This is a genomic window from Asaia sp. BMEF1, assembly GCF_051628905.1.
Classification (GTDB): domain Bacteria; phylum Pseudomonadota; class Alphaproteobacteria; order Acetobacterales; family Acetobacteraceae; genus Asaia.
The window spans coordinates 845,345-858,452 of sequence record NZ_CP157575.1 but is presented as its reverse complement, the minus strand read 5'-3'; the positions used below and the strand labels follow the sequence as shown (position 1 = coordinate 858,452).

The 13,108-nt window shown below is 59.9% G+C and carries 14 protein-coding genes; 13 read left to right on the top strand and 1 reads right to left on the bottom strand.

Features of this window, described 5'->3' with window-relative positions; genetic code table 11:
- Positions 1 to 24: 24 nt before the first annotated feature.
- From pyrH to gloA, 13 genes are all read left to right on the top strand, one after another.
- Complete coding sequence (pyrH, locus tag ABHV46_RS03745; RefSeq protein ID WP_025841229.1) at positions 25 to 753, top strand: UMP kinase; 729 nt, start codon at positions 25 to 27, stop codon at positions 751 to 753.
- A 50-nt stretch (positions 754 to 803) separates the two neighbouring features.
- Entirely contained in the window at positions 804 to 1,370 is a 567-nt protein-coding gene (gene frr, locus ABHV46_RS03740) for a ribosome recycling factor (protein WP_188425119.1), read from the top strand.
- A gap of 90 nt (positions 1,371 to 1,460) precedes the next feature.
- Complete coding sequence (uppS, locus tag ABHV46_RS03735; RefSeq protein ID WP_438384230.1) at positions 1,461 to 2,150, top strand: polyprenyl diphosphate synthase; 690 nt, start codon at positions 1,461 to 1,463, stop codon at positions 2,148 to 2,150.
- Entirely contained in the window at positions 2,144 to 3,019 is an 876-nt protein-coding gene (locus tag ABHV46_RS03730) for a phosphatidate cytidylyltransferase (RefSeq protein ID WP_438384228.1), read from the top strand. The genes uppS and ABHV46_RS03730 overlap by 7 nt, the downstream gene beginning before the upstream one ends.
- Positions 3,020 to 3,038: 19 nt before the next feature.
- Positions 3,039 to 4,241, top strand: coding sequence for a 1-deoxy-D-xylulose-5-phosphate reductoisomerase (gene dxr / locus ABHV46_RS03725; RefSeq protein ID WP_438382791.1), 1,203 nt, complete (start codon positions 3,039 to 3,041; stop codon positions 4,239 to 4,241).
- The gene (gene rseP / locus ABHV46_RS03720) at positions 4,234 to 5,319 is read left to right on the top strand and encodes an RIP metalloprotease RseP (RefSeq protein WP_438382790.1); all 1,086 of its coding nucleotides are present in this window, start codon (positions 4,234 to 4,236) and stop codon (positions 5,317 to 5,319) included. The genes dxr and rseP overlap by 8 nt, the downstream gene beginning before the upstream one ends.
- 234 nt (positions 5,320 to 5,553) lie before the next feature.
- Positions 5,554 to 7,953 (top strand): outer membrane protein assembly factor BamA, encoded by a 2,400-nt coding sequence (gene bamA / locus ABHV46_RS03715; protein ID WP_336945274.1) that lies wholly within the window; start codon positions 5,554 to 5,556, stop codon positions 7,951 to 7,953.
- A gap of 72 nt (positions 7,954 to 8,025) precedes the next feature.
- Positions 8,026 to 8,940 (top strand): OmpH family outer membrane protein, encoded by a 915-nt coding sequence (locus tag ABHV46_RS03710; protein ID WP_438382789.1) that lies wholly within the window; start codon positions 8,026 to 8,028, stop codon positions 8,938 to 8,940.
- A gap of 6 nt (positions 8,941 to 8,946) precedes the next feature.
- Positions 8,947 to 10,008, top strand: coding sequence for a UDP-3-O-(3-hydroxymyristoyl)glucosamine N-acyltransferase (gene lpxD / locus ABHV46_RS03705; RefSeq protein WP_438382787.1), 1,062 nt, complete (start codon positions 8,947 to 8,949; stop codon positions 10,006 to 10,008).
- Between the two features lie 216 nt (positions 10,009 to 10,224).
- Positions 10,225 to 10,644 (top strand): 3-hydroxyacyl-ACP dehydratase FabZ, encoded by a 420-nt coding sequence (fabZ, locus tag ABHV46_RS03700; protein ID WP_025841234.1) that lies wholly within the window; start codon positions 10,225 to 10,227, stop codon positions 10,642 to 10,644.
- A 21-nt stretch (positions 10,645 to 10,665) separates the two neighbouring features.
- Entirely contained in the window at positions 10,666 to 11,517 is an 852-nt protein-coding gene (gene lpxA, locus ABHV46_RS03695) for an acyl-ACP--UDP-N-acetylglucosamine O-acyltransferase (protein WP_438382785.1), read from the top strand.
- On the top strand, positions 11,514 to 12,356 hold the full coding sequence (locus tag ABHV46_RS03690; protein ID WP_438382783.1) for an LpxI family protein: 843 nt from the start codon (positions 11,514 to 11,516) through the stop codon (positions 12,354 to 12,356). The genes lpxA and ABHV46_RS03690 overlap by 4 nt, the downstream gene beginning before the upstream one ends.
- A gap of 24 nt (positions 12,357 to 12,380) precedes the next feature.
- Positions 12,381 to 12,776, top strand: coding sequence for a lactoylglutathione lyase (gene gloA, locus ABHV46_RS03685; protein WP_438382780.1), 396 nt, complete (start codon positions 12,381 to 12,383; stop codon positions 12,774 to 12,776).
- A 44-nt stretch (positions 12,777 to 12,820) separates the two neighbouring features.
- Here gloA and ABHV46_RS03680 read toward each other — a convergent pair whose 3' ends face one another.
- The gene (locus ABHV46_RS03680; protein ID WP_336944997.1) at positions 12,821 to 13,033 is read right to left on the bottom strand and encodes a hypothetical protein; all 213 of its coding nucleotides are present in this window, start codon (positions 13,031 to 13,033) and stop codon (positions 12,821 to 12,823) included.
- Positions 13,034 to 13,108: the final 75 nt, after the last annotated feature.

Sequence of the window (13,108 nt, the reverse complement as noted above, 5' to 3'; positions counted from 1 at the left end):
GAGGCTGCAACGAAAGAGGATGCGATGACCGAAACTTCTGCACGCTATAAGCGCGTTCTTCTCAAGGTTTCGGGCGAGGCCCTTATGGGCAAGGGCTCTTTCGGTATCGAGCCGCAGATTGTCGAAGAAATCGCGAATGACGTGGCCCTGGTTTCGCGCAGCGGTGTGCAGGTCTGTCTCGTTATCGGTGGTGGTAACATCTTCCGCGGTGTCGCAGCCGCAGCCAAGGGCATGGATCGTGCCCAAGGCGACTATGCCGGTATGCTGGCGACGGTCATCAACGCGCTCATGATGCAGAACGCGCTCGAAAAGGCCGGAATCGACACGCGTGTGATGTCGGCCATCCAGATGTCATCGATCGCTGAACCCTATATCCGTCGTCGTGCTGTGCGCCACATGGAGAAGGGGCGGGTCGTTATCTTCGCTGCCGGAACGGGTAACCCCTTCTTCACGACCGACACGGCAGCCGCTCTGCGCGCCAATGAGATGGAATGCGACGTTCTGCTCAAGGGTACTCAGGTCGACGGTGTCTATTCGGCCGATCCGCGACGTGTGCCGGATGCAGAGCGTTATGATGAGCTGTCCTATATGGACGTGCTCTCGCGCGATCTGAACGTGATGGACGCAACGGCCATCTCGCTCGCTCGTGAAAATCGACTGCCTATCATCGTTTTCAATATTCATGCACCGGGAGCCTTCGCCAGCGTCATGCGTGGCGAAGGGCGCTTTACCCGGATTATCGAAACGGCTTGAACTGGGCGCCTTCAGACGTCCCCCCTTGAGTATCCTTGAAGGAGAGAACAATGCCTGCTGAGCTGAATGACCTGCTCGAAGATCTGACACGCCGTATGGACGGTGCCATGGAGAGCTTGCGCCGGGACCTTTCCGGCCTGCGTTCTGGCCGTGCGAGCCCCAACCTCCTCGAGCCCGTTCGTGTCGAGGCCTATGGTAGCGATGTGCCGCTGTCTCAGGTCGGGTCAATTGCGGTTCCCGAAGCCCGTATGCTGACCGTGTCGGTCTGGGATCGCGGGCTCGTCGGTGCTGTCGAGCGCGCTATTCGTGACTCTGGCCTGGGGCTCAATCCGGCAGCGGACGGGCAGACGGTGCGCGTGCCGATTCCCCAGCTGACCGAAGAGCGTCGCAATGAGTTGGCGCGCGCTGCCGGCCGCTATGCCGAAAATGGCAAGATCGCGGTGCGCAATGTCCGCCGCGATGGGATGGACCAGATCAAGACTCATGAAAAGAAGAGCGAGATCAGCCAGGACGACATGAAAGTCTGGTCCGACGGCGTGCAGAAGCTGACGGATCAATACGTAAAGAAGGTTGACGATATGCTCGCGGATAAGGAACGTGAGATCAAGCAGGTCTGATCAGGCATCGTGTCGTCCTCGCGCATCCTACCTGTTGCCCCTGCTGCGGTGATCGCACCTGCAAGTGTACCGCGCCACGTCGCCGTCATCATGGATGGCAATGGGCGCTGGGCACGCGCGCGTGGCAAGCCGGTGATGGCAGGACATCGCGCCGGGGCCGATGCCGTCCGACGCTGCGTCAAGGCGGCTATCCTCGCGGGGGTGCGGTATCTGACGCTCTATGCGTTCTCCTCAGAGAACTGGCAGCGAACGACGGAGGAGGTGTCGGATCTCACATCGTTGCTGCGGTTTTACCTGCGGCACAAGGTTGCCGAACTGCACGAGCAGAATGTGCGCCTCGATTTTATCGGCGATCTGACCCGGTTCGATGCGGGGCTACGGGCTGAAATCGAACGCGCCAGAAACCTCACGGCGCGCAATGGGCGGCTGACACTCATTCTGGCGCTTTCATATGGCGCTCGTAACGACATGCTTGCCGCAGCGCAGCGCCTCGCCTTTGCCGCCGCTCGAGGGGAAATCGATCCCGCAGCACTCGGTGAGCAGGATTTCCGGGCGTATCTTCAGACATCGGCTTTTCCCGATCCTGATCTCATCGTGCGCACGAGTGGCGAGCGTCGTCTGTCGAATTTCCTGCTCTGGGAATCCGCATACGCCGAATTGTCCTTTCTTGATGTGATGTGGCCTGACTTCAACGAGACCCATTTCGCCGCGCTTCTGGCCGATTTTGCCGGTCGCGAGCGTCGCTTTGGCAAGCGCCTCCAGACGGATCCCACATTGTGACAACTGGCAGCGCCAATCCGCGCTGGTCCGATCTGCGCCTGCGTCTGATATCCGCAGCCGTTATCGTTCCTATTGCGATTCTTTGCATTCTGGCCGGTGGGGTAGCCTATCGCGTCATGATCCTGCTCGTCAGCCTGGGGCTCGTCTATGAGGGCGCGGCTATGGCTGGGCTGAGTTGGAAAAAGGGAGGGCGTAGCTGGCGGGGTGGTTTGCTCCTGCTCTGGCCGATACTCGGGCTCGCGGTCGCCATGAAAGGCGAATGGCGTGCGGCTTTCGGTCTGGCGCTCACGGCAGCCATTTTCGGTTTTGCTCAATGGGCCTGCGTGGCCGTTGCCAGCTTTGGCGGGCTGTCTCTCCTCTGGCTGCGTGAGCAGCCTGGCACCGGCGCACTGCCTGTGCTGTTTATTATCTTTGTGGTGATTGCCAGCGATAGTGGGGCCTATCTGGCGGGACGCATATTCGGCGGCCCCAAGCTTGCGCCGAGCATTTCCCCCGGCAAGACCCGGTCGGGTGCGGCTGGCGGTCTTCTGGCTGCGGCCATTGCGGGGCTGGCAGTGGCTGGTTTTTCAGGTCAGGGCGGGCTCCTCGGTGGCGCTATCTGGGGCATGATTCTTGGCTGCGCTGCACAATGCGGCGATCTTGCCGAGAGCGCGGCCAAGCGCCGTGTCGGCATCAAGGATTCAGGTTGGCTCATCCCCGGTCATGGGGGGCTTCTCGACCGTTTCGATGGCTTGCTTGCTGCAGCGCCGCTTGCGGCTCTCGTTTCCCTTGCGGTGCCGGGGCAGGTTTTCTGGACTGCGCTCCCCTCCGATATCCTCGGCGCCCTGTTGCATCCTTTCTTTCCGTCTTTCTCTGCTTTTTCGCATTGATCTGGAGTATCCTGAGATCATGACCTCCTCTCCGCGCAGCATCACTGTTCTGGGCAGCACTGGCAGCATCGGCTGCTCCACAATCGACCTTTTGCTGGCCGAGCCGGAGCGTTTCCAGGTTCGCGCGCTTGTGGGTGGGCGTAATGTGGCGCTGCTCGCCGAGCAGGCGCGTGCCCTGCGCGCCGAGGTCGCGGTGATCAACGACGAGAGCCTGCTCGACGATCTGCGGTCGAGACTGCAGGGCAGTGGCGTGAAGGTTGCCGGTGGACGCCAGGCCGTGATCGAGGCGGCAGCTATGGAAGCCGATTGGACGATGGCCGCCATTACCGGGGCCGCCGGGCTGGAGCCTACTCTGGCCGCAACCCGCAACGGTCGTGCCATCGCGCTTGCGAACAAGGAGGCGCTTGTCAGTGCAGGTGATGTCATGCTGCGTGAAGTGGCTGCAGCGAAAGCAACCTTGCTGCCAGTCGATTCCGAGCATAACGCAATTTTCCAGAGCCTGACGGGCAGCCCGATCGAGAGCGTCGAGAAGATCATTCTTACGGCATCCGGCGGCCCGTTCCGTTGTGCGTCGATCGATACCATGCGTGAAGCGACGCCTGAGCATGCGCTCAAACACCCGACCTGGAGCATGGGCGCCAAGATCACCATTGATTCGGCATCGATGGCCAATAAGGGGCTAGAGGTCATCGAGGCCGCGCGCATTTTCGGTCTGAGCAATGAGCAGATCGACGTGCTGGTGCACCCCCAGTCTGCCGTGCATGGTCTTGTCCAGTTTCGCGACGGCAGCCTGATCGCCCAGCTTGGTGCGCCCGATATGCGCGTACCCATTGCCAATACGCTGGCCTGGCCCGATCGCATGCAGACCAATGCACCGCGTCTCGACCTCGCGGCTCTGGCGCGTCTGGATTTCGAGGCGCCTGACGAGGTGCGCTTCCCTGCGCTGCGTCTGGCTCGCGAGGCGCTTGTCGCGGGTGCGGCTTCGCCAACGATTTTCTCGGCGGCCAACGAGATTGCTGTCGAGGCTTTCCTGAACCGACGCATCGGTTTTCTGGGTATCGGTGACACCATCGCTTATGCCATGGAGCAACTCGGCGCGCCGACGCTCGATACGCTCGACGATGTGCTGCATTGGGATGCCGAAGCGCGTCGTGTGGCAGAGATTTTTGTGTCCCGTGAGCGCAGCAACTCCCTCAAGAGCGCGGAGTCCCTTCATGCATGAGTTTGCCGTGACGATCCTGGCCTTTGCCCTCATTCTGGGTGTGCTCGTTTTCGTGCATGAGATGGGGCACTATCTTGCGGCGCGCTGGCGCGGCGTGAAGGTCGATACGTTCTCGATCGGTTTCGGTCCGGCGCTCTATCGCTGGCACGACCGCACAGGCACGGAATGGCGTATCTCGGCGATACCGCTCGGTGGGTTTGTCAAGCCGCATGGTTTTGAAGACCCAGAGGACGCCACACCGGAACAGAAAGCCTCCTGGGTGCCGGGTCAGACCTTCCATGACAAGCCGGTCGGCTCGCGCATGCTCGTTATCGTCATGGGGCCGGTCTTCAACTTCATTTTTGCGATCCTGCTTTTTACCGTGTTGTACGTCTCCGTCGGTAAGCCGGAGCTCAAGAACGAGATCGCACAGGTAGCGCCCCACAGCGCTGCCGAGCGCGCGGGTCTGCAAAAGGGCGACGTCATTACGCGTCTCGGCTCGCTCGACGTGTTCAATTTTGCCGATATCCAGGCCCACGCGATTGCAATGCCGGGCGTGCAGACCACTCTGGGCATCAAACGTGGCGATCAGACCCTCAGCCTGCCCATCACCCTCGATCGTGTTCCGGGCAAGAAGGGCGCCGCCGATACCGGAAGTATCGGTGTCATGGCCGAACTCGTGCCCGGCAAGCCCATGCCGTTCGGTCGGGCCTTGGGCGCGGGGCTGAAAGAGACCTGGCATGTTTCGGTGCAGACGTTGCAGGGCGTGTGGCAGATTATCTCGGGGCATCGTAGTGCCAAGGAGCTTGGGGGGACGATCCGTATCGCTCAGCTATCGGGGCAGGTGGCGCATTATGGCTTCGCCAGCATCCTGTCTTTCATGGCGCTCCTTTCGATCAATCTCGGGCTGATCAATCTCTTCCCGATTCCATTGCTCGACGGTGGCAGACTGGTTTTTTACGTGGCGGAAGCCGTACGCGGAAAGCCTGTGTCACGGCGCGTGCAAGAGGTCAGCTATCAGGCGGGTTTTGCGATCATTGCGGCACTATTCCTGTTTTCGACCTTTAACGACCTGTCGAATCTCGGCCTCTTCCACTAGTAAAGCACACGCAGCCCCGTGAACTGACACAGAGTGTTACGACAGTTCATCTAGCGGGGCGCTTGCCTCGCAGGGCATAAGTCGGATACGTCCGATTTGGATAAACGCTGCCGGCGGCTCCGGCTTCGTTGCGTAAAGTTAAATTGTCTGAAATAAACCTTCACGCTGGGTTGATGAAGTTAAGGAACGTCCGTGTTGTCAGGTAAACGTCTCGTTCTCCTTGCTTCGGTCTGCATGCTCCCCGTATGGGCAGGCACGGCCGAGGCTCAGAAGACCCGTCGTGTCCCCCCCCATCATGCCGCCCATCAGCGTCAGGCTGACGGTCAGGTGATCGAAACGATCGATGTGAAGGGCAATACACGCATCGAAACCAGCACCGTCCTCTCCTATATGGTGGTGCAGCCCGGCAATCATTTCAACCAGGACGATCTCGATCGTTCGTTGAAGACGCTCTATGCGACGGGCCTGTTCAAGGACGTCACGATGCGCCGCTCAGGCGGCACGCTGGTTGTCGATCTGGTCGAAAACCCGATCGTCAATCGCATTGCCTTCGAAGGCAATCATGCGGTCAAGGACGAGGATCTTCGCAAGGAGATCAGCATGCGTCCGCGCGCCGTGTTCTCGTCTCAGGCTGCCGCCGCAGACCGACAGAAGCTGCTCGATCTCTACGCGTCGAAGGCGCGATTCGGTGCGACTGTCACGCCTCAGATCATCAAGCTGTCGCATAACCGCGTCGACGTTATCTTCAAGATCAACGAAGCGCGCCAGACGCTGATCAACAAGATCGTCTTTGTGGGCAATTCGGCTTTCAGCGAGGCGCGTCTCGCTTCGGTCGTTTCGTCGAAGGAGACCGAGTGGTATCGTTTCTTCTCGTCGTCCGACGAATATAACCCCGAACGTATCAAATATGATGCCGAATTGCTGCGTCGTTTCTACCTGCATAACGGCTATGTGGATTTCCACATGATCAACGCGACGGGTGAACTGTCGCCAGACCGCAAGAATTTCATCATTACCTTCACGCTCGACGAAGGTCCGCGTTACCGCATCGGCAAGATGGATGTGCGTTCAACCCTGCGCCATGTCGAGGGGAAGGATCTCAAGAAATACATCGATCTGTTCCCGCACCAGTGGTACGACGGCACCGCGATCCAGAACAACGTTACCGGTATGCAGGAGCGTTTGCAGGCGACTGGGCATCCCTTCGCCATGGTACGTTCCGAAATTGCGCGTAACCCCGAAAAGCGTATCGTCGATCTGCTGTTCGATGTGAATGAGGGGCCGCATGTCTATGTCGAGCGCATCGACATCAACGGCAATACGGTAACCAAGGACAAGGTCATCCGGCGTGCGCTGCCGATGGCAGAGGGCGACCCATACACCCCGTTCGATCGCAAATACTCCAAGGCAGCTTTGCAGGACCTTGGTTATTTCAGCACGGTATCTGTCGACCAGACCCAGGGCTCTGCGCCTGACAAGGTCAACGTCGCGGCCAATGTGGTCGAGAAGCCGACCGGCGAGTTCTCGCTCGGCGGTGGTTACTCGACAGACGTCGGTATTCTGGGTAACGGTTCGGTCAAGCAACATAATCTGCTCGGCACGGGTATGGATGCCGGTATCTCCGGTACGGTTGCGTATTATCAGAAACAGGTCGATCTCTCGCTGACCGATCCCTACTTCCTGAACCGCAATATTGTGGCCGGCATCGATATTTTCGGTATCGAAAACAACTACCAGACCTACCAGTCCTATAAGGAAGGCCGGTATGGCGCGACGCTGCGTATGGGCTATTCGTACAATAACTACCTGTCGCAATCCTGGAGCTATTCGCTGATCGACCGTCACGTCGGCAATATCTTCAGCCAGAGCGACATCGAGTCCTATGGCTATCAGTATGTGCCATCCTATTACGTTCAGGACTCGGCTGGCTGGTCGCTGCTCTCGCAGCTCAGCACGACACTGACTTATGACCGTCGCGACAATCGCATGCGTCCGCGCAAGGGTTTCGTTATCAATGTCAGCGGTGATTTCGCCGGTCTAGGCGGGAATGTGAAATATCTGCGCGCCAAGGTCGACGCGCAGTATTATGTGCCGCTTGACTCGATCACCGGAAATCATGATTGGGGTCTGCAGTTCAAGGGCGGCGCCGGCTATATGGGCGACTGGTCGAAGAACAGCAATGTCAGCATCATCGACAATTTCTATCTTGGCGGCGAAAATCTTCGCGGCTTCCTGCAGGGTGGTGCGGGCCCTCGTTCCGGCCATACCAACTCGACTACGCCTCTACCGGGTCAGGAAGATCTGATCGGTGGCCGTTTCATCTATACTGCTTCGGCGCAGCTCAATTTCCCGCTGCCTATGGGTGACGATGTCGGTATTACCGGTCGTTACTTCGTCGATGCCGGTAGTCTCGACGGATTGCGTGTGAAGCATCTTTACACCAATGCGGCGCAGGATGGATCGCGTTATACGCCGGTCACGGGCAATACGCTTGTTCCCCGTGTTACGACGGGTATCGGTATTTCGTGGAAGAGCCCTTTCGGCCTCGTCAATATCGACGGTGCCGTGCCTATCCGCAAATCGCGTAATGACCGTCTTTACCCGCTTCGCTTCGGTTTCGGCCAGCAATTCTGAACGCAGCCTAACCCGATCGGGTCATAGGCTTTCGAAGGCTTTGTGACCCGACGGTTTTGAACAGAGGTTCCTATGTCCCTTTTTTCAGCAGCCCGTTTCATGGCTGCTTCGGCACTGCTCGCTTCTGTCAGTCTTCCGAGCCTGGCTCAGGCCCAAGCCGCACAGTCCTCATCCGGCAATGGCGGCTGGTTCGTCCCCAAGACGGCTCAACCTGCTCCCGCTCAGGCCCCTCACGCAGTGCGTCGTGTTCCGGTTGCCCAGCCTATGCCGCAGCAGGATGGCGATGAGCCCATGCAGCAGCCTGAGGCGCCGCCGGTTCTGCCGCAGCCGCCCATTCCTGATTCGCCCGATCTCCCCAAGGGGGCACCGCCGCCAGCGGCTCTGCTTGGCGTCATCAGCATTCCGACCGTGATGCGTCTCTCCAGCGCGGCAGCCGAGGCGCAGCGTGTTTTGGGCGAGCGCCGTGACAAGCTTGCGGCCGCGGCTCAGAAGGAACAGGCGGGTTGGCGCGTCGAGCAGCAGAAGTTGCAGGAAAGCGCCCGCACCCTCACTTCGGAGCAGATTCAGCTTCGCGAGCGTCACCTGCAGGAGCGTCGTGCAAAAGCACAGCGTGACTTCGCCAACCGCGCGCGCATCATTCAGGAAGCGGCCAATGTGTCGCTCAACCAGATCGAGCGCGAACTGGTGCGAATCGTTCGTCAGGTTGCTGCTTCGCACAGCATGAACCTGGTTCTGCATAGCGAGCAGGTTGCGTTGCATGTCGACGGTCAGGACATCACCGAGGAAACGGCAAAGGTTCTGAACAGGATCCTGCCGCATGTCTTCATCCCGGCTGAGGATGTGGACCCCGAGGTGCTGGCAAAGTCCGGCAAGATGCCGACCACCGCTGACGAGGATACGGCCTCGCAGGTCGGGCCTGGCCCGGCTGGCGAATCGGCCGCGGCACAGGCGCCTGCTGCTCCTGCCTCGATCCTTCGGAAGCACTGAGCTGTCATGACCTCGACCCTGCCTGACGCTCTTCCTGGCGATCCGCGTTTTTTCGATCGTCAGGGACCTTTTTCTATAGAGGAACTCGCTGCCTGCGCAGATGCGGAGATCGTTAGGCGCGACGGGGCAGGCGAGGTAAGTCTGCGCGGCGTGGCGCCTCTTCAGGCGGCGACGAGCCAAGAGATCAGCTTCCTCGACAACAGGCGCTATCTGCCTCTTCTGGCAGAGACCAAGGCCGGGGCCGTCATTCTCGGTCCTGCCTTTACGGATAAGCTACCGCCCGGTGTGATCGGTCTCGTCAGCAAGGCGCCGTATCTCGCTTGGGCGCGTATTGCGGCGCGGTTTCATCCTGTCATGCCGTCGCGCCCCGGCGTGCACCCCACCGCGCTGGTCGATGAGACGGCATCGCTGGGTGAGGGGGTCGAGATCGGTCCCTTCGTCACGATCGGCGCCCATGCGGAAATCGGTGCTGGGACCGTGATCTCGGCCCATGCAGCAATTGGCGTTGGGGTCGTGATTGGCGCGCATAATCGCATTGGCGCGCATGTCTCGTTGTCTCATGCCATGCTGGGCGATCGCGTGACGCTTTATCCCGGTGCCCGTATCGGTCAGGACGGGTTCGGTTTTGCTGTTGGGCCTGCTGGTTTCGAGACGGTGCCGCAGCTTGGCCGTGTTCTGCTGGGTCATGATGTCGAGATCGGCGCCAACTCGACGATTGACCGTGGCTCCATGCGCGACACCATTATCGGCGCGGGTACGCGCATCGATAATCTGGTGCAGATCGGTCACAATGCCCAGCTTGGACGGTGCTGTATCGTCGTCTCGCAGGCTGGAATTTCCGGTTCGACCGAGCTCGGCGATTTCGTTACCATTGCGGCGCAGGCAGGGCTCATCGGCCATATCAAGATCGGTGACAAGGCGCGGGTCGGCGCGCAGTGTGGCGTGATGTCCGATGTCGAAGCCGGTGCCGATGTGATTGGCAGCCCGGCCATGCCCTTCAGGGAGTTCTTCCGCAATGTGGCGTTCCTGCGACGTCTGGCGAAGAAAGACGGCAAGAGCGAGGCGTGAGCCTCGTCAGGCTGCCTGTGGTCACGACTACAGAGTTTTGCTAGAAGCGGGCGGACATATTAAACCTGCCGTCACGTTTGTGACGGATGAACGCGGTGGCTTGCCCGTCTCGTTCAGGAACAAGAAGTGAGCAGAACATTGGACGCCTCTGCGGAAGAGAAGAACAAGGAAGTGACCGCCGAAACGGCAGCAGTCGATATCGAGGCGATCGATATCATGCGCATCATGTCGGCCATCCCACACCGTTACCCTTTCCTGATGATCGACAAAATGGTCGACATCAAGCTCGGTGAATCGGCAACCGGCATCAAGAATGTCACTATCAACGAGCCGTTTTTCACGGGGCATTTTCCCGCGCAGCCGGTGATGCCCGGTGTGCTAATCGTCGAGGCAATGGCCCAGACCGCTGCAACGCTGGTCGTGCTGACGCTTGGTGACGCTTTCGAGGGCAAGCTGGTCTATTTCATGACCATCGAGGGCGCCAAGTTCCGTCGTCCTGTCGGCCCCGGCGATCAGCTGCATATCACGGTTGTCAAGGAGCGCGCCCGCGCCAATGTCTGGCGGTTCAAGGGTGTTGCACGCGTGGATGGCGTGTCGGTTGCCGAGGCGACCTTCAGCGCCATGATTATGGGTTAAAACAGCTTCGTGGATCGTTCCGTGTCAAAATGGCCCAGCACCGTCACCATACATCCGAGTGCCCTCGTCGCCCCTGAGGCAGTTCTCGGTGAGAACGTCACCATCGGGCCCTGGTGTTCGATAGGTCCCGATGTGACTCTCGGTGAGGGCGTAAGGCTGCACGCCAGTGTCATCATAGACGGCGTAACCGATATCGGTGCCCAGGTTGAAATCTATCCCTTCGTGACGGTCGGGCTTGCACCGCAGGATCTCAAATACCGTGGAGAGCCGACGCGTTGCACCATCGGCGCTCATACGGTCATTCGCGAAAACGTCACCATCCACCGCGGTACGGCGCAGGGCACTGCCTTGACGCGGGTTGGCGCGCATTGCCTGATCATGGCGAATGCGCATGTGGCGCATGATTGCGACATCGGTGACGGCGTTATCATCGTCAATAATGTCGTCATGGGCGGCCATGTCGAAATCGGTGACGGTGCACGCATCATGGGCGCTGCGGCATTGCACCAGTTCGTGCGTATCGGACGCGGGGCGCTGGTCGGTGGCGTGTGCGGTGTCGAGGCCGATGTCATTCCATATGGCAGCGTACTCGGCAATCGTGCGCGTCTGGTAGGTCTGCACTGGATATGGTTGCGCCGTCAGGGTGTCAGCGCTGAAGAAATCCAGCAGATGCGCCGGGCGTTCCGCATTCTCTATCCGCGCACGGGACGCAATGAAGCCGTGCTCGAGTCACGTCTCGCTTCGGTCAAACGTGACTTCCCGCAGAGCGCGCGTGTTCAGGAAATCATTGCGTTCATGGAAGTGCAGAGCCGACGCGGCCTGGTGCGTGCGGCGAGCCCCGCACAGCTTTCGGCGGAAACCGAGGGCGCGTGACAGGTAACACGATCGGCATTCTGGCGGGCGGCGGGCCGCTGCCTTTTCAGGTTGCCGAATCTGCCCGACGTCAGGGCCGCGAGGTCTTCATCATCGGGTTTCAGGATTTCGTCGATCTCGACCAGATCCGTCACTGGCCTCATCGTATCATCCGTCTTGCTGCGGCTGGCGACATTCTCTCCTCACTGCGTCAGGCAGATTGCGGCGACATCGTGCTCATCGGGCCGGTACGGCGCCCTGCCTTGCGCGATCTGCGCCCCGATGCCGAAGGGGCGAGGCTCCTTGCACGTCTCGGGCGCGCGCTTTTCTCGGGCGATGACGGATTGCTGGGCGCGCTCGTGCGTATTTTTGGCGAAGAAGGGTTTCGCGTGCGCGGTGCCCATGAGTTTCTGACCCATTCTCTCGGCAGGGTAGGGGCTTTGGGGAGCGTGCAGCCAGACGCTCAGGCTAAGGGCGATATTGCGAGGGGGGTAGCGGTCGTGCGCGGTCTCGGCGCTCTCGATATCGGTCAGGGCTGTATCGTGCAGGACGGGCTGGTTCTCGCTGTCGAGGCGATAGAAGGCACGGACCAGATGCTCGAGCGGGCTTCGCGCCTGCGGCAGCCTGGGCCAGGTGGTGTTCTGGTGAAAATGCTCAAACCGGGCCAAGAGGCTCGGGCGGATATGCCGACGATCGGCCCCGATACTGTCGTCAATGCGCAGGCAGCGGGCTTGCGTGGCATCGCCTTTGAAACGGGCTTCACCTTGTTGACCGATCCTGCTGAATGCGAGGCAACCGCCGACCGTCTGGGATTGTTTCTCTACGGCTTGAGTCGCGCCGAAAGTCAGGGCGCAGGCTGAGCCTTATTTTTCGGGAGTAAAACCATGGCGACCTATTTGCACACGATGATCCGCGTGTTCGATCTCGACAAGAGCGTGGCCTATTACAAGCTGCTCGGCATGCGTGAGATCCGTCGTCGGGAAGTGCCTGACGGCCGCTACACGCTCGTCTATCTTGGCTTCAACGATAACGCCCATGGCGAGGCCGAAGTCGAGCTGACCTACAACTGGGATCAGGCCACGCCTTACGAACTGGGAAATGGTTTCGGTCACTTTGCCATCGGCGTGCCAGATGCGGCGGCAACGGTCGAAAAGATTCGCGCAGGCGGCGGCAAGGTGACGCGCGAGGCCGGGCCGGTAAAATTCGGCACGACAATCATCGCGTTCGTGGAAGATCCCGATGGCTACAAGATCGAGATCATTCAGAAAGACACTTTCTGATCGTGCCTTACGCCCGGCAGGATGCTGCCGGGCGGACTGCCCGCTCAGACGGGCTTTTTGGAGCGTTTCAGACGGTCGGTAGCCTTTTCCAGGGCGGCGACGATGCTTGTGGCATGACGTTTGACCGTGTCATCGGCGTTGTTTGTGAGAAGGTCTGCGGCGAGCAATGCCGTTGCGAGATCGTTGCGTAGATCGTGCCGAAGCGTCGAGAGGCGCTTTTCAGCATCATCCGGCGATAAATCCCGTGCCTGGGTCATGGTCAGACTCCTTGATTTGATTGACAGGGCAGTTCTGGGCTCGTAAAAGCCCGCGCACAGAGGAAGATGGCGTCA

What these genes read in the sequence shown, in the direction of transcription:
- gloA (WP_438382780.1), top strand. Translation starts at nt 12,381, where the DNA reads ATGGCGACCTATTTGCACACGATGATCCGCGTGTTCGATCTCGACAAG.
- dxr (WP_438382791.1), top strand. Translation starts at nt 3,039, where the DNA reads ATGACCTCCTCTCCGCGCAGCATCACTGTTCTGGGCAGCACTGGCAGC.
- ABHV46_RS03680 (WP_336944997.1), bottom strand. Translation starts at nt 13,033, where the DNA reads ATGACCCAGGCACGGGATTTATCGCCGGATGATGCTGAAAAGCGCCTC.
- frr (WP_188425119.1), top strand. Translation starts at nt 804, where the DNA reads ATGCCTGCTGAGCTGAATGACCTGCTCGAAGATCTGACACGCCGTATG.
- fabZ (WP_025841234.1), top strand. Translation starts at nt 10,225, where the DNA reads ATGCGCATCATGTCGGCCATCCCACACCGTTACCCTTTCCTGATGATC.
- uppS (WP_438384230.1), top strand. Translation starts at nt 1,461, where the DNA reads ATGGATGGCAATGGGCGCTGGGCACGCGCGCGTGGCAAGCCGGTGATG.
- bamA (WP_336945274.1), top strand. Translation starts at nt 5,554, where the DNA reads ATGCTCCCCGTATGGGCAGGCACGGCCGAGGCTCAGAAGACCCGTCGT.
- ABHV46_RS03710 (WP_438382789.1), top strand. Translation starts at nt 8,026, where the DNA reads ATGTCCCTTTTTTCAGCAGCCCGTTTCATGGCTGCTTCGGCACTGCTC.
- pyrH (WP_025841229.1), top strand. Translation starts at nt 25, where the DNA reads ATGACCGAAACTTCTGCACGCTATAAGCGCGTTCTTCTCAAGGTTTCG.
- lpxD (WP_438382787.1), top strand. Translation starts at nt 8,947, where the DNA reads ATGACCTCGACCCTGCCTGACGCTCTTCCTGGCGATCCGCGTTTTTTC.
- rseP (WP_438382790.1), top strand. Translation starts at nt 4,234, where the DNA reads ATGCATGAGTTTGCCGTGACGATCCTGGCCTTTGCCCTCATTCTGGGT.